The organism is Rhodococcus sp. GA1 (genome assembly GCF_024321955.1).
Lineage (GTDB): Bacteria > Actinomycetota > Actinomycetes > Mycobacteriales > Mycobacteriaceae > Rhodococcus > Rhodococcus pyridinivorans.
On sequence record NZ_CP097186.1, the window covers coordinates 3,938,365 to 3,962,614 of the forward strand.

A 24,250-nucleotide genomic window follows, 5' to 3' on the forward strand; every position below is an offset into this window, starting at 1 on the left:
CGCTGCGTCCTAACCCTTCGAGAGGGTTCGGTGGGTGAAGGGCGGACATGGACACACAGCACAGCACGATCCAGGTCGACGGCGACGCGGTGCGAGCCGTCGCGGCACGACTCGCGGAGGTCGCCGAGGACGCCGACGACGAGATCCGTCGTGGCTTCGGCGGTCTCGTCTTCGACGGCTCCGGTGCCGGATCGACGCACCGGTCGGCCGGCGTTCGCGTCGAGACCGGATATCGCAGGATGCGTGCGACGTGTGAGAGCTGGGCGGCGACCGTACAGGCGCAGGCCGACGCATTGCACGCGGCGGCAGACAGATACCGGCACCAGGACGACGCGACCGGCATCGCCCTCACCGCTGTGACCGGTGCCGAACTCGACAGCGTCGGGTTCGGCGACGCAGGGACCCGGCAGCCGTGAGGACCCCTCCCGAGAGCGCAGGCGACATCCTCGACGCGGGAGCGCCCGGCCTGGCCCGTCTGACCGACCTCGTGCAGTCCCTGCACACTCTCGGGCTCGAGTCCGGCTGTTGCGTCGCGGACGTCCGGGCACGCTACGACGAGGAACGAACCCTCTCGTTGCCCGCCCTCGCCGACGACGCCGCCACGACGCGCTCGCTCGCGACCTCGCTCGGTCGTCGGACCGACGAACAGCGTCGCCTCCTGCAGCAACTCGACGAGTCGTGGGACGGATCCGCCGCCGACCGGGCTCGCGCCGAGCTGACGGCCACCGTCCGTTCCGGAGTGGCGCTGTGTGCGTCGCTGACCGATCTCGCGGTCGCGCTGGAATCGGCGGCCACCGCGATCGCCGCAGCGTTGCGTGAGAAGGCCCGCGTCGTCGGGGAACTCGCGGAAGGCACCGTCGACGGTCGCACGAGGGACGAGATCGACACGATCGTCGCCGGAGCGAGCGGTGGCCCGCACGGACCGAGCCCGGAGGAGCATGCCCGCTGGTTCGGCAACCCGCCCGGTGGCGACGTGGGCGACCCGCCCGGTGGCAACCTGGGCGACCCGCCCGGTGGCAACCTGGGCGACCCGCCCGGTGGCAACCTGGGCGACCCGCCCGGTGGCGACGTGTCCGACCCTGCCGCCGAGTGCCGGAGATGGATGGAGGAACGTCTGGTCCCGGCGGTCCGGGACGCCGTCGACGTGGTGCTCGGGGCATGTGAGGAGGCCGTCCGCCGGATCGCCGGCAGCGTCACCGACCTGGCGACGACCACCGAACGCGTCGCCGATGATGCCGGGGCGGCGACCGCGGACGTATCCGGTGCCGGGACGGTGGCTCCCGTCGTCGACGACGGGTCGACGCAGCACGGACCGAGCGACCCGCCGAATCAAGGTGCACTGCTGACGGTTCCCGGGATCCGCCCGGGCGAACGCAGACGCGAACACACCCCAGGACCGGTCGAGGCCGACCGCCGGCAGGACGAGAACGACGAGGGCGGTGCAGGAGCCGTGCTCGCGGAAGCCGGACCGCTGTGACGCGAACGACGGAACGTCAGCGCCCGAGGAGCAGGTTGACCTGCGTGCCGAGATCGCGATCGACGACGTCGGGGTCGGAGATCACCGTGGAGCCGGGCAGCTCCGTGGTGAGGTCGGAGAAGATCGCGTACGTCTTGTCGCCTGTGAGACGGTGCAGCAGGAAGCCGGTGAGCAGCGCACGAGTGCGTTCCTGGGTGCGACGCTCGGCACCACCGACGCCGAGCACTCCGAGCAGGCGGCGCCCCTCGACGAGTCCTTCGTCGTTCGCCTTCTCGACGACCCGCAGCTGCACGTCGTCGCTGCCCCAGCCCCGGGCGACCGCGACGGCGTCGCTGGTCATCGACCCGATGCTCTTCTCGCCGACGAGGACGAGGCCCGGTGCCCGCACGCGGCCCGCGGCTTCGGAGGCAGCGGGGGAGACGGGCGAGGGGTAGAGCGCGGCGACGGCCGCGACCTCACGCCTCGCAGCGGCGAGCACCGCCGCCCCGGCACCCGAGCCGTGGCCCACCAGCGCGAGCTTCGACGGATGGACACTGATCCGCCCGGTACCGAGACGCACGCCGGTGCAGATGTCGAGGGTGGTGAGCAGGTCGGTCGACAACCCGATCGCCGACGGCACCGGTCCGCGCTCGGTGTTGGGCGCGCCCACCACGATTCCCCAGGACGCGAGATGCTCGAAGAGCTTCGAGTACTTCGTGACCCCGGTGAGCCAGCCGTGCCCGAACGCGATCGCGGGCAGGTCGAAGCCTTCCGCGGGGGTGTACACGACACCCGGCTGACCGGCGAGCGCCAGGTCGCCGCGCAGCACCGAGTGCGGGCCGCGCCGAGAGAGTTCCTGAGCCAGTTTCTTGGGGTTCGCCGCCACGGCCTGAACGTTAGCGGATGGTGATGCCCGCCGGGGTCGGTGCGTACCGGACGGCGTGCCCCGATGCAGGTGTACGGGCTCACCGGTGTGTTGTTCCCGGGCGGGGGTCGACCAGTACCCTGCTAGGCATGTGCGGAATCGTGGGCTATGTCGGGCACCGTCGTGCTCTCGACGTCGTGGTGGAAGCGCTGCGGCGGATGGAGTACCGGGGTTACGACTCGGCGGGAATCGCCATCCTCGACGGCAAGGGTGGTCTGGCCGTCGAGCGGAAGGCGGGGCGGCTGGTCAATCTGGAGGCCGAGCTCGCCGAGATCGGCGAGGAGCACTTCGCCGGTACCGCGGGGATGGGGCATACCCGGTGGGCCACCCACGGTCGTCCCACCGACCGCAATGCGCATCCGCATCGCGACGCGACCGGCAAGGTCGCGGTGGTGCACAACGGCATCATCGAGAACTTCGCGCCGCTGCGTGAGGAGCTCGAGAAGTCGGGTGTGGAGCTGGCCAGCGACACCGACACCGAGGTCGCGGTGCATCTGGTGGCCCGCGCCTACGCCGAGGGTCCGACGGCGGGCAACTTCGTCGACAGCGCCCGCAGTGTGCTGCGCCGGCTGCAGGGTGCGTTCACACTGGTCTTCGCCCACGCCGATCATCCGGGCACGATCGTCGCGGCGCGCCGGTCGACGCCGCTGGTCGTCGGGGTCGGCGACGGTGAGATGTTCATCGCCTCGGACGTCGCGGCGTTCATCGAGTTCACCCGGGAGGCGGTCGAGCTCGGTCAGGACCAGGTCGTGGTGATCACGAACAACTCCTACGAGGTCACCGACTTCGACGGCAACACCGACGTGGCGACGCGTCCGTTCACCATCGACTGGGATCTCGCCGCCGCCGAGAAGGGCGGCCACGACTACTTCATGCTCAAGGAGATCGAGGAGCAGCCGGCCGCGGTCGCCGACACCCTGCGCGGTCACTTCGTCGACGGGTGCATCGTGCTCGACGAGCAGCGCCTGTCCGATCAGGAACTGCGCGACATCGACAAGGTGTTCGTCGTCGCCTGCGGCAGCTCGTACCACTCGGGCCTGGTCGCCAAGTACGCGATCGAGCACTGGACCCGCCTGCCCGTCGAGGTCGAGCTGGCCTCGGAGTTCCGCTACCGCGATCCGGTGCTCGACCGGTCCACGCTGGTCGTGGCGATCTCGCAGTCCGGGGAGACCGCCGACACCCTCGAAGCGGTCCGGCACGCCAAGGATCAGAAGGCGCGGGTGCTGGCGGTGTGCAACACCAACGGCGCGCAGATCCCGCGGGAGGCCGACGCGGTGCTCTACACCCGCACCGGCCCGGAGATCGGTGTGGCCTCGACGAAGGCGTTCCTGGCGCAGATGGCCGCGAACTACCTCGTGGGTCTGGCGCTGGCGCAGGCGCGCGGCACGAAGTATCCCGACGAGGTGGCCCGCGAGTACCAGGACCTGGCGGCGATGCCGGAGAAGATCGCCGAGCTGCTGACCGGCATGGAGCCGGTGCGGGCGCTGGCGCGGGAGCTGTCTGCCTCGCCGGCCGTGCTGTTCCTGGGCCGGCACGTGGGCTACCCGGTCGCGCTCGAGGGTGCGCTCAAGCTCAAGGAGCTGGCGTACATGCACGCCGAGGGTTTTGCGGCCGGTGAGCTCAAGCACGGCCCGATCGCGCTGATCGAGGACGGGCTGCCCGTCATCGTCGTGATGCCGTCGCCGAAGGGCCGCGCCGTGCTGCACAGCAAGCTGCTCAGCAACATCCGCGAGATCCAGGCCCGCGGGGCCGTCACCGTCGTCATCGCCGAGGAGGGCGACGAGACGGTCCGGCCGTTCGCCGATCACCTCGTCGAGATCCCGTCGTCGGCGTCGCTGCTGCAGCCGTTGTTGTCGACGGTGCCGTTGCAGGTCTTCGCCGCGGAGGTCGCGCAGGCCCGTGGTTACGACGTCGACAAGCCCCGCAACCTCGCCAAGTCGGTCACCGTCGAATAGCGACCCACCCGCCGGTGCAGGAGGGACGATGCGCAGTTTTCACCCGTCCGACGTGGTCCGCGCGGCGGAGGCGCCGCTGCTGGAGTCTCTCCCCGAGGGAACCCTCATGCGGCGCGCGGCCTACGGACTCGCGCGGGTCGTGGCTTCCGAACTGCGTGAACGCACCGGTGGGATCGCCGGTCGGCGGGTGAGCCTGCTCGTCGGGTCCGGCGACAACGGCGGCGACGCGCTGTGGGCGGGAACCTTCCTGCGCCGGCGGGGCGTGTCCGTCACTGCACTGCTGCTCGACCCCGACCGGGCGCACCCCGCGGGTCTGCGGGCACTGCGGAAGGCCGGCGGGCGGATCGTCCCGGCGACTCCAGAGCACCTCGGCGACCCGGACCTCGTGCTCGACGGCATCGTCGGCATCTCCGGGCGCGGCCCGCTGCGACCGGCGGCGGCCGCGCTCGTGGACGAGATCACCGCGCCGATCATCGCCGTCGACATCCCGAGCGGTGTCGGCCCCGATACCGGTGCCGTCGACGGACCGGCGATCAGGGCCGCGGTGACCGTCACCTTCGGCGCCTACAAGCCGGTCCATGCACTCGGCGCCACGCGCTGCGGTCGCGTCGAACTCGTCGACATCGGACTCACACTCCCGGAGGCCGGGCTGGTCGCGGCGGAACCGTCCGAGATCGGCGCGATCTGGCCGGTGCCCGGCGCCGAGGACGACAAGTACTCCCAGGGTGTGGTGGGTGTCCGTGCCGGCAGCGCCCGGTATCCGGGGGCGGGTGTGCTGTGCACGGGAGCGGCCGTCGCCGCGACCTCCGGCATGGTGCGCTACGCCGGGTCGGGTGCCTCCGAGGTGCTCGCGCGGTTCCCCGAGGTCGTCGTGTCGCCCTCGGTGGCCGAGACCGGGCGGGTGCAGGCCTGGGTCGTGGGGCCGGGTGCCGGTACCGACGATGAGGCCTGCGCGAACCTGCGCGACATCCTCGCCACCGACCTGCCGGTGCTCGTCGACGCCGACGGACTCACGCTCCTCGCCCGCGAACCCGGTCTCGTGCGGGGCCGGTCCGCGCACACCCTGCTCACCCCGCACGCCGGCGAGTTCGCACGCCTGACCGGGAACCGCCCCGAACCGGACCGGGTCGCGGCGGTACGTTCCCTCGCCGCCGACTGGGGAGTGCACGTGCTGCTCAAGGGGCGCGCGACGCTCGTGGCACGGCCCGACGGGCACGTCTTCGTCAACGATGCGGGCGGTTCGTGGGCGTCGACCGCGGGTGCCGGGGACGTGTTGGCCGGTGTCATCGGGTCGTTGCTCTCGTCGGGCATGCCGGTGGACCTGGCCGCGGCGGCCGGTGCTCGGGCCCACGCCCTCGCCGCGAACCTGGCCGCGCAGGACCCCGAGTCCCCTGGAGCGGCGCCGACCTCGGCGAGCGCGATCCTCTCGCGACTCGGCGACTCGATTCGTCTGTTGCGCACCCACATTGCCGAATCGTGACGTGGTACACGGGGACACGACGTCGACGTCCGACGGCGCAGTGGCAGGATCGACAGACGTGACCACGACCCAACGCACCCCGCGACCTGCACGTACCGTCCTTCCCCAAGCCGAAGCCCTCATCGATCTCGATGCCGTGGCGGAGAACGTACGAGCGCTCCGGGAGTACGCGGGTCCCGCTGCGGTCATGGCCGTCGTCAAAGCCGACGCCTACAACCACGGGGCCGTGCCGGTCGCGCGTGCCGCGCTCGCCGCAGGCGCCCGCGAACTGGGTGTGACGACGCTCGGCGAGGCCCTCGAACTCCGCGCCGCGGGTATCGAGGCTCCGATCCTGTCGTGGCTGCACACCGCCGACTCCGATTTCGCTCCCGCCGTCGAGGCCGGGATCGAACTGGGCGTGTCCTCGCCGCGGCATCTAGCGGCCGTCGTCGAGGCGGCGCGGCAGGTCGGGGTCACCGCGACCGTCACGGTCAAGGTCGACACCGGCCTCAACCGCAACGGTGTCGCCGTCGACGAGTGGGACGACATGGTGCGCGACCTGGGCCGGGCACAGGCCGAAGGTGTCGTGCGGCTGCGTGGAGCCTTTTCGCACCTCGCCCACGGCGACGAACCCGAGCATCCGGGCAACGCCGAGCAGCGCGACCGGCTGAGCGAGGCCGTCGCGGATCTGCGGCGGCACCATCTGGCTCCCGAAGTGGTGCACCTGTCGAATTCCGCGGCCACCGTCACCCGTCCCGACCTGCGATTCGACATGGTTCGGCCCGGAATTGCGATGTACGGGTTGACACCGATCCCGGAACTCGGCGACCTGGGCTTCCGGCCGGTGATGACCGTGCGGGCGAGGGTGGTGCTGGTGAAGAAGGTGAAGGCGGGAGACGGGGTGTCCTACGGGCACACCTGGACTGCTCCCGCGGATACGACGGTGGCGCTGCTGCCCATGGGATATGCGGACGGGATCCGCCGCAATCTCAGCGGGCGCATCGAGGTGCAGCTCGGCGGGCGCCGGTGCCCGCAGATCGGGCGCGTGTGCATGGATCAGGTCGTCGTCGACCTCGGCCCCGATGGGGCAGGAGTAAGCGAGGGCGACGAGGTGTTGTTCTTCGGTGACGGGCGTCACGGAGAGCCGAACGCCCAGGACTGGGCGGACAAGCTGGGCACGATCAACTACGAGATCGTGACCGGCATCGGCGGACGGACCGTCCGGACCTATGTCGGAGCGAAGGGAGCGTGACGTCATGTCACTCGTGAACAGGATGGGACTCCTCGGTGCGAGCCTTGCGACGCTCGCATCGTCGGCGGGACTGTACGCGGTCAAGACCGCGGGCGCGCCCGCCCATGAGATCTATCAGAACGAGGACTTCGACGAGATCCTCCGGCTCCCGCGCCGCATCGTGACCACCGAGGACGGTGTCCCGCTCGTGGTCCGCGAGAGCGGCTCGGCCCTGGCTCGGCTCACCGTCGTGTTCGTCCACGGCTACTGCCTGCGCATGCAGGCCTGGCATATGCAGTACCGCCACCTGCGCGAACAGTGGGGGCGTGACGTGCGTGCCGTCTTCTACGACCAGCGTGGTCACGGCGAATCCGGTTTCTCCGGTGCCGCGACGTGCACCATCGCGCAGCTCGGCCGCGACCTGGGCCGGGTGATCGACGAAGTCGCGCCCACCGGTCCGGTGGTGGTGGTGGGCCACTCGATGGGCGGCATGACCGCGATCGCGCTCGCCTCCCAGCGGCCCGACCTGTTCGGTGAACGCATCGTGGGCGTCGGTCTGCTGGCGACCACCGCGGCAGGGCTCAGCAAGACCGGTATCGGACGCAATCTCGAGAACCCGGTGATCGACGCGTTCCGGTACGCGGCGCGTACCGCACCGGGATTCGTGCAGTTCGCGCGCGGCGCGGCCCGTGCCGTCGTGACGCCGATCCTGCGTGCGGCGTCCTACGGCACGGTCGTGAGCCCCCGCCTGGTGAAGTTGTCCGACCGGATGCTCGACGAGACGTCGGTGCTCACCATCGTCAACTTCCTCCGCACCCTCGAACTGCACGACGAGTCCGCGGCGCTTCCGGTCCTGGGCACCGTGCCCGTGCTGGTGCTGTCCGGCGACGCCGACATGGTCATCCCGTACGCGAGTTCCGAGGCGCTGGCGGAGCAGCTGCCCGATGTCGAACTCAAGCGGGTACGTGGTGCCGGGCACCTCGTGCAGCTGGAGTTCCCCGAGGTGGTCGACCGTGCCCTCGATCGTCTGATCCAGCGGAGTTTCACGCAGGGAGTGAACGGAAGGCAGATCGCAATTGGGTGATTCGCAATCGAGTGGGCCGCAGGTGGGGGAGCAGACCATCGAACTGCCGACCGTGGAGGACACCGAGGCGTTCGGGCGCAGGCTTGCAGCCGAGCTGCGGGCCGGGGACCTCGTCGTGCTCGACGGGCCGCTCGGCGCGGGAAAGACGTCACTGACCCGCGGAATCGCCGCCGGCCTCGGGGTGGAGGGACGCGTGACCTCCCCGACCTTCGTCATCGCCCGCGAACACCGTCCCGGTAGTCCGGAGGGACGCGAACCGGTCGGGCTCGTCCACGTCGACGCCTACCGTCTCGGCGACGGACCGAACGCCCTCGACGAACTCGACGCGCTCGACCTCGACACCGACCTGACCGACACCGTCGTGGTGGTCGAATGGGGCGGTGGCTTGGTCGAACAGCTCGCCGAACGGCATCTGAGGGTCCGGCTCCGGCGCGACCCGGGCACCGATGTCCGCCGTGCCTCGTGGGAATGGATCGGCTGAGCCACCGGCAGTCCGCATGCCGGTGGCTTCCGTCACTGCACACCGACCGGGCAGGTCGCGCGGGGTAAGCTGGTACATCGTGCTCGTGCTCGCTGTCGATACCGCCACCCCCGCCGTGACCTCGGGAGTCGTCCGTCTCGACCGCGGTCGGGACGATGCCCGACCCGAGACGGTCGCTGCGCGCGTGCTCGACAATCCGCGAGCGCACGCCGAAGTCCTCACTCCGCAGATCCTCGAATGCCTCGCCGAGGCCGGCGCTGCCCCCATCGATCTCGACGCGATCGTCGTCGGCATCGGACCCGGCCCGTTCACGGGTCTCCGCGTCGGCATGGCCACTGCTGCGGCCTTCGGTGATGCGCTCGGCATCCCCGTGCACGGTGTGTGCAGCCTCGACGCGATCGCCGCGGACGTCCACCGGGAACACGGTACGGACGACGATCTGCTCGTCGTCACCGACGCCCGTCGTCGCGAGATCTACTGGGCACGCTATTCCGGCGGCCGCCGCGTCGAAGGGCCCGAGGTGCGCAAGCCCGCCGACGTGCCCGCCGAGCCGTCGGTGCGGGTGGCGGGCTCGTCGTCGCACGTCGCGCTGTTCGACCTTCCGGCGGTGGACGTGCAGACGCCGTCCCCGGCGGGCCTGGTGACAGTCGCGGCCGACGCCCTGCGCGCGGGCGCCGAACCGGAGCCGCTCGTGCCCCTGTACCTGCGCCGCCCCGACGCGGTGGAGACCGCGAATCGCCGAGCATGAACGCCACACCCGAGGAGAATACGGCCGCAGAGAACGCGGTCGTCATCGACGCACTGCGCCCCGAGGATGCACCCCGCTGCGCCGAACTCGAACAGATCCTGTTCCCCGGCGACGACCCGTGGAGCGCCGACGCCTTCCGTTCGGAGCTGGCCTCGCCCCACAACCGCTACTTCGCGGCCCGCGACCCGCAGGGCCGGCTGATCGGTTACGCGGGACTCGCGCGACTCGGTACGGCCATCGAACCCGAATCCGAGGTGCACACCATCGGTGTGGACCCCGTGGCGCGCCGCCGGGGGATCGGCGGAGCCCTCCTGGGGGAGTTGCTGGCCGTCGCCGACCGCTGGGGAGGGCCGGTCTTCCTCGAGGTGCGCACCGACAACGACGCGGCGATCGCCCTGTACCGGCGCGAGGGCTTCGAGATCGTCGGAACCAGGAAGCGTTACTACCAGCCGAGCGGCGCGGACGCGTACACGATGCGTCGTCCGGATCCGCGAGAGGAGTCACCGGCGTGAGCACCACCAGCCCCCGATTCGAGCTGCCCGAGCGCCCCGTCGTGATGGGCATCGAGAGTTCGTGCGACGAGACCGGTGTCGGCATCGTCCGCTGGGTGGGTGACGGCACCCTCGAGCTGATGGCCGACGCCGTGGCGTCGAGCGTGGACGAGCACGCCCGCTTCGGTGGTGTGGTGCCGGAGATCGCATCCCGCGCCCACCTCGAAGCCATGGTGCCGACGATGCGGCGCGCCCTCGACGAGGCCGGGATCGAGAAGCCGGACGCGGTGTGCGTAACCATCGGGCCGGGTCTCGCGGGAGCACTTCTCGTCGGTGTCGCCGCCGCCAAGGCCTACGCGGCAGCGTGGAACGTGCCGTTCTTCGCGATCAACCACCTCGCGGGCCACGTCGCGGTCGACACCCTCGAGCACGGACCGATGCCGCCCTGCGTGGCGCTGCTCGTCTCCGGTGGTCACACCCACCTGCTGCACGTCGAACATCTCGGCAAACCCATCGTCGAACTCGGCACCACCGTCGACGACGCCGCCGGGGAGGCCTTCGACAAGGTCGCGCGACTGCTGGGGCTCGGTTATCCGGGCGGTCCCGAGGTCGACAGGCTGGCCCGCCAGGGCGACCCCTCCGCGGTCGTCTTTCCGCGGGGTATGACCGGTCCGCGCGACGCGCGTCACGACTTCTCGTTCTCCGGTCTCAAGACCGCGGTGGCCCGCTTCGTCGAAGCGAAGGAACGTGAGGGCGAGCCGGTGCCGGTCGCCGATGTCGCCGCGGGCTTCCAGGAGGCGGTGGCGGACGTGCTCACCATGAAAGCTGTGCGGGCCGCCCAGGATCTCGGTGTCGACACGCTCGTCCTCGGTGGTGGAGCGACCGCCAACAGCCGGTTGCGCGCACTCGCCGAGGAACGGTGCACTGCTGCGGGTATTACCCTGCGCGTGCCGCGGCCGAAGTTGTGCACCGACAACGGCGTCATGATCGCGTCGCTGGGCGCGCATCTCATCGCCGCGGGGGCGCAGCCGTCCTCGCTGGGCGCTGCGACGGATCCGGGCCTGTCGGTGTCGGTGTCGCAGGTCGTGGCCTGACCTTTCCCGACCGACCCCCACCCGAGGAGGACGCGCTGCCTAGGTGGGGGCGATCTCCGAGGTCCCGGATCCGGTGGTGGTCTCCCCGGTGGTCGTTTCCCCCGTCGTGGTCTGTCCGGTGGACGGCACGGTCGTGCCCTCCTCCGTGACGGACGCGATCGTGGAGGACAGGTCGGTCGGATATGCGCCGGTGGACGACGCGGACGGCGTCTCGGTCGACGGGGGTGTCGGGCTCACACCGGTGCTCGGTTCGGTCGTCTCCGGATCGGTGGGCGCAGGGCTCGTCGTCTCCGGCGGTGTGGTCGGCTCGGTGGTGTCGGGAGCCGTCGTGTCGGGAGCCGTGGTGTCCGGAGCGGTCGTGTCCGGAGCCGTGGAGTCCGGAGCCGTGGAGTCGGGATCGGGCCTCGGTGCGGTCTCGGAATCCGGCGACGTGAACGGTCGGTCCGGGTCGGACTCTTCCTCCGCTGTCGACCCGGGGGTCGGCACCTGATCGATCGGCGTGGGCGTCACGGTGGTGCTCGACGACTCGGGCACAGTGGGCCACGGATCTTGGGTCGACGGAACGGTGTGCTCGACGGTCGGCAACGGCCAGGGAACCGTCGTCGGCGCGGGTGCGTCCCGGGTGCTCCGGGACGTCACGGGTTCGGGCGGCGGGTCGTGGGACGGGACGGCCGACTCGCCGGGACCGGCCTCCTGCGTGGGGACGTCGCCGCTCGTGAAACGTGGCGACACCTGGGCGTCGCTGCTGTCGCGTTCGGTGAAGTGCTGGGTGGCGAAGCCGGCCATGATCGCACTGAGCACCAGGAGCCCGGCGACCGCACCGGAGACACGACCCGAGGACCGGTTGCCGGTGCGCGACAGGGCGCCGACCACGGTGTATCCGACCGAGGACGGGGAATCGACCGACAGTGCCGCACCGATCGCGGCAGCCGCTCCCGGTTCGGGGACGGTGACGATCTCGCCGTCGAACTCCGCCGAGATCGCCGCGGCGAGGACGGGGGACGCGGCCGCGCCCCCGATGAGGGCCATGGTCTCGGGGACCGGATCGGTGCTCGAGCAGATGCGCCGCGTGAACGCCGCCGCTTCGTCGGCGAGATCGGTCGTCAGTTCGTCCAGTTGCGCTCGGGTGAGGGTGACCGTCGCGTCGGGACCGGCCTCGGCGATGTCGATGCGGGTCGTCGTCGCCGAGGAGAGTGCCTCCTGGGCGCCCTGGCACCGGGCCGCCAGCAGGCCGGGGTCGATCTGCCTCCGGGTGCGCATCCGCTCGGTGGCGTTGCGGACATGATCGAGCACACGTGCGGTCAGGGCGTCGCCGCCGACGGTCTCGGTACGTGCGGACCGCAGCAGGGTGCCGGTCTCGCGGTCGAGGACGGAGACGGTCGTGCCGGTGGCTCCGATGTCCACGAGCGCGATCGCGCCGGGTTCGCGACGGACCCCCACTGTGTAGAGATATTCGAGGGCGGCGGTGGTCTCCGGAACGAGGCGGACCATGTGGCCCGTCCGCTCGGCGGCCGTGCGGATCTCGTGCGCCTGTTCCTCGGTGCGGTATGCGACCGTGATGATGGCGGGACTGTCGGCTCCGCGGGCGGTTCCGCGAGGAGACGTGAGCGAGACGGCGTCGAAGACGAGATCTCCGAGATCGCGCCCGGGCTGCGACTCGGAGGCGAGTCTGCGGAATTCCGTTGTGGGCGCGTGTGCAGCATCGACGCGCAGGGCCGAGCCGGCGCCGGAGGCGCCGACGGAGATGCCGAGCGACGTGGGCATTGTTCACCTTCCGTGCGTGATCGACGACCAGGCGTCCAGGGCCTACCTCGGCTGAGGTCACCGAACGATCACGCTCATGGGTTTCCGTTATTCAACCGTAACATGACGTCGGGTTCCACGCAGGTCGGCGTGTTTGCACCCGTTGCCCTTGAGCGCTGGCACTCTCGTGTATAGAGTGCTAGTGACACCGAGCGCCGGCCCGGCACCCGCGACGACGGGACGCGTGCGGAGTCACCGTGATGACTGAACACACCCGTGTCCGAGAACACCGGTTCTCGGACCCCATTACCCCTGAAAGTGGAGGGCTCATCGTGGCGAGCGTGAACATCAAGCCGCTCGAGGACAAGATCCTCGTCCAGGCCAACGAGGCCGAGACGACGACTGCCTCCGGCCTGGTCATCCCGGACACGGCGAAGGAGAAGCCCCAGGAGGGCACCGTCGTCGCCGTCGGACCCGGCCGCTGGGACGAAGATGGCGACAAGCGCATCCCGCTGGACGTCAAGGAAGGCGACGTCGTCATCTACAGCAAGTACGGCGGAACCGAGATCAAGTACGCCGGCGAGGAGTACCTGATCCTGTCTGCGCGCGACGTCCTGGCTGTCGTCGCCAAGTAGGCCGCTTGCATTCCGCCCCGGTGTCCCGTTTCGGACCCGGGGCGGAATACGTTGGGGAACATCCGAGTCCAGGAGTAGTCGCAGAACATGTCCAAGCAAATCGAGTTCAACGAGACCGCGCGGCGGGCTCTCGAGCGCGGTGTCGACCAGCTGGCCGACGCCGTCAAGGTGACGCTCGGCCCGCGTGGCCGGCACGTCGTGCTCGCCAAGGCCTTCGGTGGTCCCACCGTCACGAACGACGGTGTGAGCATCGCCCGTGAGATCGAGCTGGAGGATCCGTTCGAGAACCTCGGCGCCCAGCTCGTCAAGAGTGTCGCGACCAAGACCAACGATGTCGCGGGTGACGGCACCACCACCGCGACCGTTCTCGCCCAGGCGCTCGTCAAGGCCGGCCTGAAGAACGTTGCCGCAGGCGCCAATCCGATCGCGCTCGGTGCCGGTATCGCCCAGGGTGCGGACAAGGTGAGCGAGGCTCTGCTCGCTGCCGCCACTCCCGTCGAGGGCAAGACCGCCATCGCGCAGGTCGCTACCGTGTCCTCGCGCGACGAGGAGATCGGTGAGATGGTCGGCGAGGCGCTGACCCGCGTCGGGAAGAACGGTGTCGTCACCGTCGAGGAATCCTCCACGCTGAGCACCGAACTGGTCGTCACCGAGGGCGTGCAGTTCGACAAGGGCTTCCTGTCGCCCTACTTCATCACGGACATCGACGCGCAGGAAGCCGTCCTCGAGGACGCGCTCGTCCTGCTGTACCGCGAGAAGATCAGCTCGCTTCCCGACTTCCTCCCGCTCCTCGAGAAGATCGCAGAGTCCGGCAAGCCGGTCCTGATCATCGCCGAGGACATCGAGGGCGAGCCGCTGTCGACCCTGGTGGTCAACGCGATCCGCAAGACCCTCAAGGCCGTTGCCGTCAAGGCTCCGTACTTCGGTGATCGCCGGAAGGCCTTCCTCGAAGACCTCGCCGTCGTCACCGCGGGTACGGTCATCAACTCCGATCTGGGTCTGTCCCTCAAGGAGGCCGGACTCGACCTGCTCGGCTCGGCCCGCCGCGTCGTCGTCACGAAGGACAGCACCACGATCGTCGACGGTGCCGGTACCGCCGAGGACATCGAGGCGCGCGCCGCTCAGCTGCGTCGTGAGATCGAGGCCACCGAGTCCGACTGGGACCGCGAAAAGCTCGAAGAGCGCCTCGCGAAGCTCGCCGGTGGCGTCGCCGTCATCCGTGTGGGTGCGGCGACCGAAACGGACCTCAAGGAGCGCAAGTTCCGCGTCGAGGACGCAGTCAACGCCGCGAAGGCGGCCATCGAGGAGGGCATCGTCCCCGGTGGCGGGTCGGCTCTCGTACAGGCCGCACGCTCGCTCGAAGAGCTCCAGGCGTCCCTCTCCGGCGACGCCGCCACGGGCGTCGCCGCGCTGCGCACCGCGCTCACCGCGCCGCTGTACTGGATCGCCACGAACGCCGGCATCGACGGTGCGGTGGTCGTGAGCAAGGTCGAGGAGACGGGTAAGGGCTTCAACGCCGCGACCCTCTCCTACGGCGACCTCGTCGCCGAGGGCGTCGTCGACCCGGTGAAGGTGACGCGTTCCGCCGTCGTCAACGCCGCCTCGGTCGCACGCATGGTGCTCACCACCGAGAGCGCCGTCGTCGACAAGCCGGAGGAAGAGGCCGAGGCCGGGCACGGCCACGGTCACGCGCACTGAGCGACCGGTCAGGGCCGCGGACCCGCCGCCCGGCGGGTCCGTAGGTCGAGCCGGACGTGAAAGTCGTTCCGGACGGCACGAATACAGCGAGGCCCCGCAAGGAATGTTCGCATTCCCTGCGGGGCCTTCGTCGTATCGACGCAACTCCTCCAACCGGCCTCCCGGTCGTACCGTCACGGTCGTGTCGACATGGTCACGACCGTGACGGTGTTGACATGGTCACGACCGTGACGGTGTTGACATGGTCACGACCGTGACGGTGTCGTCACGGGGCGGGTGACCGCCTCACACAGCGACCTTCCGCCGTCGTTGCCTCGTGTACATCTCCCGCTCGGTCTCCGACATGCCGCCCCAGATGCCGTACGGCTCGGCGACGGCGAGGGCGTGGTCGCGGCAACGGGCCAGCACGGGGCAGGTGCGGCACAACTCCTTCGCGCGGTTCTCCCGCTGGGCGCGGGCACGACCGCGCTCTCCGTCGGGGTGGAAGAACACCGAGGAGTCCACACCACGACACTTACCGTGCATCTGCCAATCCCAGAGGTCCGCGTTGGGGCCGGGCAGTGTGTGTGGTGCGGGCATGTGGCACTCCTTTGCAGCAAGCTCGCGTGAATGGTGCGAGCGGACCGTGGACACATCGGGATTCCCGCTGTGATCCGAATCAAACAAACTCACCGTAGGATCTGTATCGATTCGTCGTCAATGTTTTCGATGAGTGGGATAGTCCATAACCGAACAGCCAAGATTTAACCGCGGAAATATTTACTTTCGTGAGGAGTCGTGCCTGTGCGCTGCGGGCGGGGGTGATCCGGGGTATCTTATGCTCCCGACGTGGGCAAAAGGTCCCTTACTCGCTGGTAACCCGGCCTTTCGGCGGCCGGATGCGGGCTCCGACGCGGCCTCGGAGGTCCGGGGCGGCACCATACATGCACCACGCATGTTTTAACTCGATGTTTAACAAAATGTTCGGAAATGTCTTCTGTGCGTCCCTGCGTTCCAATCATCGAGACTATTTGCGCTCACGGTGATAATTTCTCTCCGACAAATGCCCGGCGTCGGCCCGGAGCCCCGCGTATCGTCGGTATCCGCTGGTGCGATGATTCCGCGATGGCACATTCCGACGCCCGCCGGCACACGGCACCGACACCTTCCGACCGCCACGCGATCCTGGTCGCCGCGGCCTTCGGCTCGTCCCCGGGGGCACATCCGCTCCCTGCCGCGCACGGACCCGAACAGAACTGGTTGCGGGCCGTCGCGCTCGGTGGGCAGGGACGTTACGCCGCCGCGCGGGCCGAGCTGGCCCGAGTGCGTGGAACCGGAGGAGTGTGGTCGTCGTTCGGAGCGAGCACCGAGGCCTCCCTTCTCCGTCAGTTGGGCGGACATCGCGCGGCCGCCGTCCTGGACGGACGTGCTCTCGCGGAGGCGGGGTCGCTGCGAACCAGCTCCGGGAACACTGTCGCTGCATGGCGCGACGTCGGCACTGTCGCCGCACGGCGCGACGTCGATGTTGTCGCTGCATGGTGTGACGCCGCCACGGGGTTGGCGGCCGATGCGCTCGGGCGGGGCCGTCTCGCGGTGTGCGGGTCGCTGCTCGACCGATGCGCAGCCGCTCTCGACGCTGCCGAATCGGAAGCGGGGGAGAAGGCCTTCGTGCGACAGCGGATCCGTCTCGCATGGGTCGGGGCCGAATCCGCTCTCGCGGCAGGCGACTTCACCCGTGCGCGCAGCCGGGCGGACCGCGCGGTGGAACTCGCGGACGGCTTCGGATCGATCCGGCACTCCGTGAAGTCGGACCTCGTGCGGTCGGCCTCTTTGACCGGACTGCCCGACCATGGTCCGGCTATGGATCTGGCCGCCGACGTCCTCGCGCGCGCGGAGGAACACGAACTCATTCCGTTGCAATGGGCCGCGGCGATGCTCCTCGACGGGCTGGAGGCAGGGAGAGACGCGGGTCGCGTCCGTGATCTCGATGCGGGTCGCGTCCGTGACTTCTGCGCGACCGTGATCAGGGGGCGTGGGGGTCGCTTCGTGACCTTGTCTGCCTGCTGAGTTCCAGTCGCGCGCGGGGGGTGACCGGACCGGTCGGTCGTTGTAGTTACTCTGGGGGTGTTCCACGGTCAGGTGGAAGCCCGCCCGGGGGGTGGTGCCGTCTGTAACGCCAGGACTTGCGCAATCGATGACTGTTATGGGTGAGGAGTTGGACTCCGCGGTTGCTGCGGCTGCGCAAGGCGACCGGGCGGCTCTCGCTCAGGTTCTTGCAAGTGTCCGGCCCCTCGTCGTGCGGTACTGCCGCGCACGGGTCGGATCTGCAGAGCGCGGCCAGCTCTCTGCAGACGACGTTGCACAGGAGGTGTGCCTGGCCGTGATGACCGCTTTGCCGAGATATCAGGACCAAGGCCGCCCCTTCATGGCGTTCGTGTACGGGATCGCTGCTCACAAGGTCGCCGACGCGCACCGCAGTGCGGCGCGCAACCGCGCGGAACCCGTGGCGGATGTGCCGGAGGTGATGTCGCTCGACGACAGCCCCGAGGAATACGCGATCAACTCCGAGGCGGGCCGGCAGATGAAGCAGCTGCTGGGCATCCTCCCGGAGAAGCAGCGCGAGATCCTCATCCTCCGTCTCGTCATGGGATTGTCGGCCGAGGAGACGGCCGCAGCAGTGGGTAGTACTGCAGGAGCGATCAGGGTGGCCCAGCACCGGGCCATCGCGAGACTCAAGAAGGAAGTCACGAGAGCAGGTGAGCGGAATGGGTAGGGGGCGTTTCTCGGGCGACGGCTTCGACGACGAGTTTCCCGACGACGAAACCTCCGTGGACCTCGCCGCCGTGCGTCGTGACGACGCGCTGATCGATGCGATCTCCGGTAACGGGCTCGTCGAGACGAAGGACAACGAGGAGTACGAACTCGCCACTCTGCTCGCCGACTGGCGTGCAGAGATCCTCGCCGAACCGATGCCCGCCGGCCCCGACCTCGACGAAGTGGTCGCCGCCGTCCACCGGGAACTGGGAACACGGGAAACGCTCGCTCGGGCCCCGGAGGTCACCCCTCTGCGCCCGCGATCGAAGGGGCAACTCCGGTTGCTCCGTCCGCTCGCAGGTGCAGCAGCGCTCGTCGCTATCGCCGTCGGCAGCGCGACCGCCGTGTCCTACGGCGCCGAGCCCGGCGACCCGTTGTGGGGCGTCAAGCAGGTCGTGTTCAGTGAGCAGGCGCAATCCACCGAGGCCCGGATCGACACCACATCGACCCTGGAGCGTGCCGAACAACTCATCGCCGAGGGCAACACGGAGGAAGCACGCGAGTTGCTGACGTCCGCGGAGTCCCGTTCGGGCGACGTCCGGGACGCGGAGGAGCGCGATGCGCTCGGCGACTGGGTGCAACGCCTCGCCGAGGAACTCGGCCGGTTGGTGCCGCAGGTGCCTCCGCCGCCGGCAGCGCCGGTGGCACCCGAGGTGCCGGTGGTTCCCGGTGCCGTCGTGCCCCCGCCGGTCACGACGCCCGGCACGGATGGGCAGCAGCCTGCCCCGACGACCGGTGCGGAAACCGGCACGACCGTGCCGCCCACTTCCACGACGGTGGATCCGACCATCCTGCAAGCGCCGCCTCCGGTTTCGAACACCACGACGCCGTCGCAGACCGCGCCACCGCCCCCGTCGAGCACGCCGGGTCCGTCGGTGCCCAGCGAGGCTCCTCCGTCGACCTCGGCTTCTTCCCCGACTCCCGCTCCGACGACGACGGCATCGTCGCCGCGGTCGACGCAGGACGGACCGGGAGCAGATTTCGCTCCGGGGTCCGTGACCACTTCGGAAGGCGGCTAGAAGTACAGAACGACCCGGGCCCGGCAGCATGTGCTGTCGGGCCCGGGTCGTTCGTGGAAGTGACGTGATGCGTGGTCCGCGTGGGGAACGGTCGGTCAGGAATCCAGACCGTAGGGGTCGACGGGAAGAGCCTCGTTCATGGACGCGTCCGCGTAGCCGCGGCAGTAGTCCCAGGTGACGTAGGCGTCGGGGGACGGATCGAAGGCCGGCTCGTGCGGTCTGACGGTGCCGTCGACGAGCAGCTGCAGCAGGTTCGCCCGCAGCATGTCCCAGTCGTGGTAGTGGTCCTGGTGGCAGTCCTCGCAGCACACCACGAGTCCGCGGACGCCGCGGGGAGCCAACAGCGCCTCATAGACGGCCAGGTCTGCGAGGTCCTCTTCCACCGCGAGCCGCTCCGCAGGATCCAGGGGCTGGCCCGGCTCGATCGCGTCCAGTGCTGCGGACGGATCGTCGGGGTCTCCTGCGAACGGGTCCGGTGGGAGTCCGGGAGGCAACTGATCACGCACGACTCCACGGTACGCAGACCGAGGGGGTCTGCGCCAGCGGTCGCCAGGGGACACGCCGTGAAATCACACGGGGTGATGTGACGAACATCGGGGAACAGGGTGGGAGCCGAGCTTGTTCCCCGAACAGATAACATGAAGGGGTGCGTGCCGCTCTCCAACCGCCCGTCGGTGCGACGAGCGCGCACAGCCTTCATTCATTCCTGCTGTCGGACGGTTCTGCCGTCCGCTCCCATCGACTGTCACGGAGGGTCCGAACCGCATGAGTAGTACCGGAGGGCGCGTGCACACCGGCGGTGACGACCCGAACAAGGTCGCAATGCTGGGTCTGACCTTCGACGACGTGCTGCTGCTTCCCGCGGCTTCCGATGTCGTCCCGAGTCAGGTCGACACGTCGAGTCAGCTCACCCGCGAGATCCGCCTGCGGATCCCGCTGGTCAGCTCCGCGATGGACACCGTCACCGAGTCCCGCATGGCCATCGCGATGGCCCGGGCCGGTGGTATGGGCGTGCTGCACCGCAACATGCCCACCGAGGTGCAGGCCGCGCAGGTCGAGACCGTCAAGCGGTCGGAGGCCGGCATGGTCACCGATCCCGTCACCTGCAAGCCGACCGACACGCTGGCCGAGGTCGACGCGAAGTGCGCGCGATTCCGCATCTCGGGTCTGCCGGTCACCGACGACGAGGGTCAGCTCGTCGGCATCATCACCAACCGCGACATGCGCTTCGAGGTCGACCAGAACCGCCCGGTCGCCGAGGTCATGACAAAGGCTCCGCTGGTCACGGCCCGCGAAGGCGTCACCGCTGAGGCCGCGCTCGGTCTCCTGCGTCGCCACAAGATCGAGAAGCTGCCGATCGTCGACGGTCAGGGCAAGCTCACCGGCCTGATCACCGTCAAGGACTTCGTCAAGACCGAGCAGCACCCCAACGCCACGAAGGACCGCGACGGCCGTCTGCTCGTCGGTGCCGCCGTGGGCGTCGGCGACGACTCCTGGACCCGCGCCATGACGCTGGTCGATGCCGGAGCCGACGTTCTCGTCGTCGACAGCGCCCACGGCCACTCGGCCAACGTGCTGTCGATGATCTCGAAGCTCAAGAGCGAGGTCGGCGACCGCGTGCAGATCATCGGCGGCAACGTCGCGACCCGCGAGGGCACCGAGGCGCTCATCAACGCCGGCGTCGACGCGGTCAAGGTCGGTATCGGCCCCGGCTCGATCTGCACCACGCGTGTCGTCGCGGGTGTCGGCGCGCCGCAGATCACGGCGATCCTCGAGGCGTCCACGGTGGCGCGCGCCCACGGCGTGCCGGTCATCGCCGACGGCGGTATGCAGTTCTCCGGCGACGTCGCCAAGGCTCTGGCAGCCGGTGCGTCCACCGCGATGCTCGGTTCGCTGCTCGCCGGCACCACGGAGTCCCCGGGTGAGCTGATCCTGGTGAACGGCAAGCAGTTCAAGAGCTACCGCGGCATGGGCTCGCTGGGCGCGATGCAGAGCCGCGGCGAGGCCAAGTCGTACTCGAAGGACCGCTACTTCCAGGACGACGTGCTCTCCGAGGACAAGCTCGTGCCCGAGGGCATCGAGGGACGCGTGCCGTTCCGCGGCCCGCTGCAGCAGGTCACGCACCAGCTCATCGGTGGCCTGCGCGCAGCGATGGGTTACGCCGGCGCGACGACGATCGAGCAACTGCAGGAGGCGCAGTTCGTGCAGATCACCGCCGCCGGCCTCAAGGAGAGCCACCCGCACGACATCACGATCACTGCCGAGGCGCCGAACTACGTGGTCCGGTAGTTTTCGCGTTCGCAGCAGGGTCCCGTTCCGAATAGGACGGGAGCATCGTCCAAGAGGAGAAAGGGGCGCGCGTGCGCGACCTCGTTGAAATCGGCATGGGTCGCACGGCCCGACGTACGTACGAGCTGGGCGACGTCGACATCGTCCCGTCGCGCCGGACGCGGTCGTCGAAGGAGGTGTCGACGGCCTGGCAGATCGACGCCTACCGTTTCGACATCCCGGTGCTGGCGCACCCCACCGACGCGCTGGTGTCGCCCGCCTTCGCGATCGAGCTGGGCAAGGCCGGCGGTCTCGGTGTCATCAACGGCGAGGGCCTGTGGGGTCGTCATGCCGATGTCGACGCCGTCGTCACCCGTCTCGCGGAGATCGCGAGCACGGATCCGCGCGCAGCCGTCCGTTACCTGCAGGAACTGCACACGGCTCCGCTGCAGGGCGATCTGCTGGCCGCGGCCGTCGCACAGGTGCGGGATGCCGGGGTGACCACCGCGGTCCGCGTCAGCCCGCAGAATGCGCGCGCTCTCACGCCCGAGCTCGTGAAGGCGGGCATCGATCTCCTCGTCGTCCAGGGCACCATCATCTCGGCCGAGCATGTGGCCCACGGTGAGGACGAGCCGCTGAACCTCAAGACGTTCATCTCGGAGCTCGACGTGCCGGTCATCGCCGGCGGTGTCAGCGACCACCGCACCGCGCTGCATCTGATGCGCACGGGTGCGGCCGGTGTCATCGTCGGCTTCGGCTCCACGAAGCAGGCGACCACCACGTCCTCCTCGCTCGGTATCGGCATCCCGATGGCCACGGCCATCGCCGACGCCGCTGCGGCCCGGCGCGACTACCTCGACGAGACCGGGGGCCGTTACGTCCACGTGCTCGCCGACGGCGACATCGAGAACGCCGGCGACCTCGCGAAGGCGATCGCGTGCGGCGCCGACGCGGTGGTGCTCGGCGCGCCCCTGGCTCTCGCCGAGGAGGCCGCGGGTAAGGGCTGGTACTGGCCGTCCGTGGCCGGGCATCCGTCGATGCCGCGCGGCGCTGCGGTCCGGGTCGCCGAGGACGGGCGACCGGGCCTCGGTCGGGTGCTGTTCGGCCCGTCCGATGACCCCTCCGGTTCGCTCAATCTTGTGGGCGGCCTGCGTCGATCGATGGCGAAGGCCGGATACTCCGATCTGAAGGAATTCCAGAAGGTCGGTCTGTCGGTCCGCGGATAAGGATCTTCCCGGTACATCCCGATGGCCGGTCACAGCGTCGCAGGACGCGGTGACCGGCCATCGATTTTTCTCGCACTTCGTTTTCGTGCAACTCCACGTAACGGGTAGAGTCGGGGCTGTGCCTGTAGTCACACCGCCGAAGTGCATACTTGCCGGTAACAACTCTCGCCGCTGGAGGTTCCATGGGTAAGCAACGGGTCACGGACTACGACGTCCTGATCGTCGGATCGGGTTTCGGTGGGAGCGTCACGGCGTTGCGCCTCGTGGAGAAGGGCTACAAGGTCGGCGTTCTCGAGGCCGGTCGCCGCTACGCCGACGCCGACTTCGCGAAGACCAGCTGGGACCTGCGCCGCTTCCTCTGGGCGCCCAAGCTCGGCTGCTTCGGCATTCAGCGCGTGCACCTGCTGCGCGACTGCCTGATCCTCGCCGGTGCCGGCGTGGGCGGCGGGTCGCTGAACTACGCGAACACCCTGTACAAGCCTCCGGCGCCGTTCTTCGAGGACCGCCAGTGGGCGCACATCACCGACTGGCAGGACGAACTGAGCCCGTACTACGACCAGGCGAAGCGGATGCTCGGCGTGGTGCAGTACGGCCGGATGACCGACGCCGACAAGGTGATCAAGTCGGTGGCCGACGACATGGGCGTCGGCGAGACCTTCATCCAGACGCCCGTGGGCGTGTTCTTCGGCGAACCCGGCCGCACGGTCGCCGATCCCTACTTCGGTGGCGTGGGTCCCGACCGCACCGGCTGCATCGAGTGCGGTGAGTGCATGACGGGATGCCGCCACGGTGCCAAGAACACCCTCGTGAAGAACTATCTGGGTCTCGCCGAGCGGGCGGGAGCCGAGATCGTCCCGCTGACCACCGTCACCGATCTCCGTCAGGCCGCCGACGGCACCTGGGACGTGATCACCGAACGCACCGGCGCGTGGGTCCGCAAGCGGCGGCGCACCTACACGGCCGCGCACGTCGTCCTTGCCGCCGGAACGTGGGGCACGCAGCACCTGCTGCACCACCTCAAGGACACCGGTGCGCTGCCCGAACTGTCCGACAAGGTCGGCGAACTGACCCGCACCAACTCCGAATCGATCGTCGGCGCCGGGAAGATGCGGATCGATCCCGGTCTGAAGCTCACCGAGGGCGTCGCGATCACGTCGTCGTTCCACCCCACCCCCGACACGCACATCGAACCCGTGCGGTACGGCAAGGGATCGAACGCGATGGGCTTGCTGCAGACCCTCATGACCGACGGCGACGGACGCACCCCGCGCTGGGTGAAGTTCCTCGGGCAGGTCGTGCGGAACCCCGTGAAGATGCTGCGGATGCTCTCGGTGCACCGGTGGAGCGAGCGCACCATCATCGCGCTGGTGATGCAGAACCTCGACAACTCCATCACCACCTACACGACCAAGGGTGTGTTGGGCCGCCGCAGGGTCACGAGCAAACAGGGCCACGGGCAGCCGAATCCCACCTGGATCCCGGCCGGCAACGAGGCCACGCGCCGCATCGCCGAGAAGATCGACGGTGTCGCGGGCGGCACGTGGGGTGAGATCTTCAACATTCCGCTCACCGCACACTTCCTCGGTGGCGCCGTGATCGGATCCGATCGCGACCACGGGGTCATCGATCCGTACCACCGCGTCCACGGCTACCCGACGCTGAGCGTCGTCGACGGCGCCGCGGTCTCCGCGAACCTCGGTGTGAACCCCTCGCTCACCATCGCGGCGCAGGCTGAACGCGCTGCGTCGTTGTGGCCCAACAAGGGTGAGGACGACCAGCGTCCCGAGCAGGGACAGCCCTACCGTCGTATCGCGCCGATCGAACCGAAGAACCCCGTGGTGCCCGTCGACGCACCTGGTGCGTTACGACTGCCGGTCGTCGAGGTCAAGCACAGCGGCGTCGCGTAGCGACCCGGAAGTGATCGGATGAGCGGCCGCGTCGGGA

Annotated in this window: 22 protein-coding genes; 18 read left to right on the forward strand and 4 right to left on the reverse strand. The window is 69.4% G+C overall.

The features are described from left to right. Window positions 1-47: 47 nt before the first annotated feature. Window positions 48-416, forward strand: coding sequence for a hypothetical protein (locus M3330_RS18380; RefSeq protein ID WP_255025862.1), 369 nt, complete (start codon window positions 48-50; stop codon window positions 414-416). Further along, window positions 413-1,477 carry a WXG100 family type VII secretion target gene (locus M3330_RS18385; RefSeq protein WP_255025863.1) on the forward strand — a complete coding sequence of 355 codons (1,065 nt, stop codon included), beginning with the start codon at window positions 413-415 and terminating at the stop codon, window positions 1,475-1,477. Before M3330_RS18380 ends, M3330_RS18385 begins: the two co-directional genes overlap by 4 nt. Before the next feature lie 16 nt (window positions 1,478-1,493). Here M3330_RS18385 and M3330_RS18390 read toward each other — a convergent pair whose 3' ends face one another. After that, complete coding sequence (locus M3330_RS18390; RefSeq protein ID WP_255025864.1) at window positions 1,494-2,342, reverse strand: hypothetical protein; 849 nt, start codon at window positions 2,340-2,342, stop codon at window positions 1,494-1,496. Between the two features lie 128 nt (window positions 2,343-2,470). On the opposite strand from M3330_RS18390, the gene glmS reads away from it, so the two are divergent. From glmS to tsaD, 8 genes are all read left to right on the forward strand, one after another. Then, window positions 2,471-4,336 carry a glutamine--fructose-6-phosphate transaminase (isomerizing) gene (glmS, locus tag M3330_RS18395; protein WP_006550061.1) on the forward strand — a complete coding sequence of 622 codons (1,866 nt, stop codon included), beginning with the start codon at window positions 2,471-2,473 and terminating at the stop codon, window positions 4,334-4,336. 28 nt (window positions 4,337-4,364) lie between these two features. Further along, on the forward strand, window positions 4,365-5,816 hold the full coding sequence (locus M3330_RS18400) for a bifunctional ADP-dependent NAD(P)H-hydrate dehydratase/NAD(P)H-hydrate epimerase (protein ID WP_039584872.1): 1,452 nt from the start codon (window positions 4,365-4,367) through the stop codon (window positions 5,814-5,816). A 58-nt stretch (window positions 5,817-5,874) separates the two neighbouring features. Next, window positions 5,875-7,047, forward strand: coding sequence for an alanine racemase (gene alr, locus M3330_RS18405; RefSeq protein WP_039584927.1), 1,173 nt, complete (start codon window positions 5,875-5,877; stop codon window positions 7,045-7,047). A 4-nt stretch (window positions 7,048-7,051) separates the two neighbouring features. Then, window positions 7,052-8,110 carry an alpha/beta fold hydrolase gene (locus M3330_RS18410; RefSeq protein ID WP_006550064.1) on the forward strand — a complete coding sequence of 353 codons (1,059 nt, stop codon included), beginning with the start codon at window positions 7,052-7,054 and terminating at the stop codon, window positions 8,108-8,110. Between the two features lie 22 nt (window positions 8,111-8,132). Next, the gene (gene tsaE / locus M3330_RS18415; protein WP_006550065.1) at window positions 8,133-8,591 is read left to right on the forward strand and encodes a tRNA (adenosine(37)-N6)-threonylcarbamoyltransferase complex ATPase subunit type 1 TsaE; all 459 of its coding nucleotides are present in this window, start codon (window positions 8,133-8,135) and stop codon (window positions 8,589-8,591) included. A 79-nt stretch (window positions 8,592-8,670) separates the two neighbouring features. After that, window positions 8,671-9,339, forward strand: coding sequence for a tRNA (adenosine(37)-N6)-threonylcarbamoyltransferase complex dimerization subunit type 1 TsaB (tsaB, locus tag M3330_RS18420; protein ID WP_064060917.1), 669 nt, complete (start codon window positions 8,671-8,673; stop codon window positions 9,337-9,339). Further along, entirely contained in the window at window positions 9,336-9,851 is a 516-nt protein-coding gene (gene rimI / locus M3330_RS18425) for a ribosomal protein S18-alanine N-acetyltransferase (protein WP_006550067.1), read from the forward strand. Before tsaB ends, rimI begins: the two co-directional genes overlap by 4 nt. A 44-nt stretch (window positions 9,852-9,895) precedes the next feature. Next, window positions 9,896-10,924: a tRNA (adenosine(37)-N6)-threonylcarbamoyltransferase complex transferase subunit TsaD gene (gene tsaD / locus M3330_RS18430; protein ID WP_033097166.1), complete on the forward strand. Its 1,029-nt coding sequence runs from the start codon at window positions 9,896-9,898 to the stop codon at window positions 10,922-10,924. A gap of 39 nt (window positions 10,925-10,963) precedes the next feature. On the opposite strand, the gene M3330_RS18435 is transcribed toward tsaD, so the two are convergent. Beyond that, window positions 10,964-12,688 carry an Hsp70 family protein gene (locus tag M3330_RS18435; protein WP_033097004.1) on the reverse strand — a complete coding sequence of 575 codons (1,725 nt, stop codon included), beginning with the start codon at window positions 12,686-12,688 and terminating at the stop codon, window positions 10,964-10,966. A 311-nt stretch (window positions 12,689-12,999) separates the two neighbouring features. On the opposite strand from M3330_RS18435, the gene groES reads away from it, so the two are divergent. After that, entirely contained in the window at window positions 13,000-13,302 is a 303-nt protein-coding gene (gene groES, locus M3330_RS18440; RefSeq protein ID WP_006550071.1) for a co-chaperone GroES, read from the forward strand. A gap of 87 nt (window positions 13,303-13,389) precedes the next feature. Further along, window positions 13,390-15,000, forward strand: a complete 1,611-nt coding sequence (gene groL, locus M3330_RS18445) for a chaperonin GroEL (protein ID WP_006550072.1) — start codon at window positions 13,390-13,392, stop codon at window positions 14,998-15,000. Window positions 15,001-15,285: 285 nt separating this feature from the next. Here groL and M3330_RS18450 read toward each other — a convergent pair whose 3' ends face one another. After that, window positions 15,286-15,579, reverse strand: coding sequence for a WhiB family transcriptional regulator (locus M3330_RS18450; RefSeq protein ID WP_006550073.1), 294 nt, complete (start codon window positions 15,577-15,579; stop codon window positions 15,286-15,288). Window positions 15,580-16,104: 525 nt separating this feature from the next. Between M3330_RS18450 and M3330_RS18455 the strand changes: the two genes are divergently transcribed. The 3 genes from M3330_RS18455 to M3330_RS18465 all read left to right on the forward strand — a co-directional run bounded on the left by M3330_RS18455 (window position 16,105) and on the right by M3330_RS18465 (window position 18,812). Then, entirely contained in the window at window positions 16,105-17,046 is a 942-nt protein-coding gene (locus M3330_RS18455) for a hypothetical protein (RefSeq protein ID WP_255025865.1), read from the forward strand. Between the two features lie 127 nt (window positions 17,047-17,173). Then, window positions 17,174-17,752, forward strand: a complete 579-nt coding sequence (locus tag M3330_RS18460) for a sigma-70 family RNA polymerase sigma factor (protein ID WP_019288580.1) — start codon at window positions 17,174-17,176, stop codon at window positions 17,750-17,752. Then, on the forward strand, window positions 17,745-18,812 hold the full coding sequence (locus M3330_RS18465) for an anti-sigma-D factor RsdA (RefSeq protein ID WP_033097049.1): 1,068 nt from the start codon (window positions 17,745-17,747) through the stop codon (window positions 18,810-18,812). Before M3330_RS18460 ends, M3330_RS18465 begins: the two co-directional genes overlap by 8 nt. A 95-nt stretch (window positions 18,813-18,907) precedes the next feature. Here M3330_RS18465 and M3330_RS18470 read toward each other — a convergent pair whose 3' ends face one another. Further along, complete coding sequence (locus tag M3330_RS18470) at window positions 18,908-19,318, reverse strand: DUF5319 domain-containing protein (RefSeq protein ID WP_006550077.1); 411 nt, start codon at window positions 19,316-19,318, stop codon at window positions 18,908-18,910. A 259-nt stretch (window positions 19,319-19,577) separates the two neighbouring features. Here M3330_RS18470 and guaB point away from each other — a divergent pair, with 259 nt between their 5' ends. From guaB to M3330_RS18485, 3 genes are all read left to right on the forward strand, one after another. Next, window positions 19,578-21,101 (forward strand): IMP dehydrogenase, encoded by a 1,524-nt coding sequence (gene guaB, locus M3330_RS18475; protein ID WP_033097050.1) that lies wholly within the window; start codon window positions 19,578-19,580, stop codon window positions 21,099-21,101. Between the two features lie 71 nt (window positions 21,102-21,172). Continuing rightward, window positions 21,173-22,306 carry a GuaB3 family IMP dehydrogenase-related protein gene (locus M3330_RS18480; RefSeq protein WP_033097051.1) on the forward strand — a complete coding sequence of 378 codons (1,134 nt, stop codon included), beginning with the start codon at window positions 21,173-21,175 and terminating at the stop codon, window positions 22,304-22,306. 182 nt (window positions 22,307-22,488) lie between these two features. Next, window positions 22,489-24,213 (forward strand): GMC oxidoreductase, encoded by a 1,725-nt coding sequence (locus M3330_RS18485; protein ID WP_255025870.1) that lies wholly within the window; start codon window positions 22,489-22,491, stop codon window positions 24,211-24,213. Window positions 24,214-24,250: the final 37 nt, after the last annotated feature.

Excerpts from the sequence above, each read along its gene's own strand:
- M3330_RS18465 (WP_033097049.1), top strand. The coding sequence starts at position 17,745 with ATGGGTAGGGGGCGTTTCTCGGGCGACGGCTTCGACGACGAGTTTCCC.
- M3330_RS18485 (WP_255025870.1), top strand. The coding sequence starts at position 22,489 with ATGGGTAAGCAACGGGTCACGGACTACGACGTCCTGATCGTCGGATCG.
- M3330_RS18400 (WP_039584872.1), top strand. The coding sequence starts at position 4,365 with ATGCGCAGTTTTCACCCGTCCGACGTGGTCCGCGCGGCGGAGGCGCCG.
- M3330_RS18410 (WP_006550064.1), top strand. The coding sequence starts at position 7,052 with ATGTCACTCGTGAACAGGATGGGACTCCTCGGTGCGAGCCTTGCGACG.
- M3330_RS18450 (WP_006550073.1), bottom strand. The coding sequence starts at position 15,579 with ATGCCCGCACCACACACACTGCCCGGCCCCAACGCGGACCTCTGGGAT.
- M3330_RS18455 (WP_255025865.1), top strand. The coding sequence starts at position 16,105 with ATGGCACATTCCGACGCCCGCCGGCACACGGCACCGACACCTTCCGAC.
- groL (WP_006550072.1), top strand. The coding sequence starts at position 13,390 with ATGTCCAAGCAAATCGAGTTCAACGAGACCGCGCGGCGGGCTCTCGAG.
- glmS (WP_006550061.1), top strand. The coding sequence starts at position 2,471 with ATGTGCGGAATCGTGGGCTATGTCGGGCACCGTCGTGCTCTCGACGTC.
- tsaD (WP_033097166.1), top strand. The coding sequence starts at position 9,896 with ATGGGCATCGAGAGTTCGTGCGACGAGACCGGTGTCGGCATCGTCCGC.
- M3330_RS18460 (WP_019288580.1), top strand. The coding sequence starts at position 17,174 with ATGACTGTTATGGGTGAGGAGTTGGACTCCGCGGTTGCTGCGGCTGCG.
- M3330_RS18435 (WP_033097004.1), bottom strand. The coding sequence starts at position 12,688 with ATGCCCACGTCGCTCGGCATCTCCGTCGGCGCCTCCGGCGCCGGCTCG.
- M3330_RS18380 (WP_255025862.1), top strand. The coding sequence starts at position 48 with ATGGACACACAGCACAGCACGATCCAGGTCGACGGCGACGCGGTGCGA.
- rimI (WP_006550067.1), top strand. The coding sequence starts at position 9,336 with ATGAACGCCACACCCGAGGAGAATACGGCCGCAGAGAACGCGGTCGTC.
- guaB (WP_033097050.1), top strand. The coding sequence starts at position 19,578 with ATGAGTAGTACCGGAGGGCGCGTGCACACCGGCGGTGACGACCCGAAC.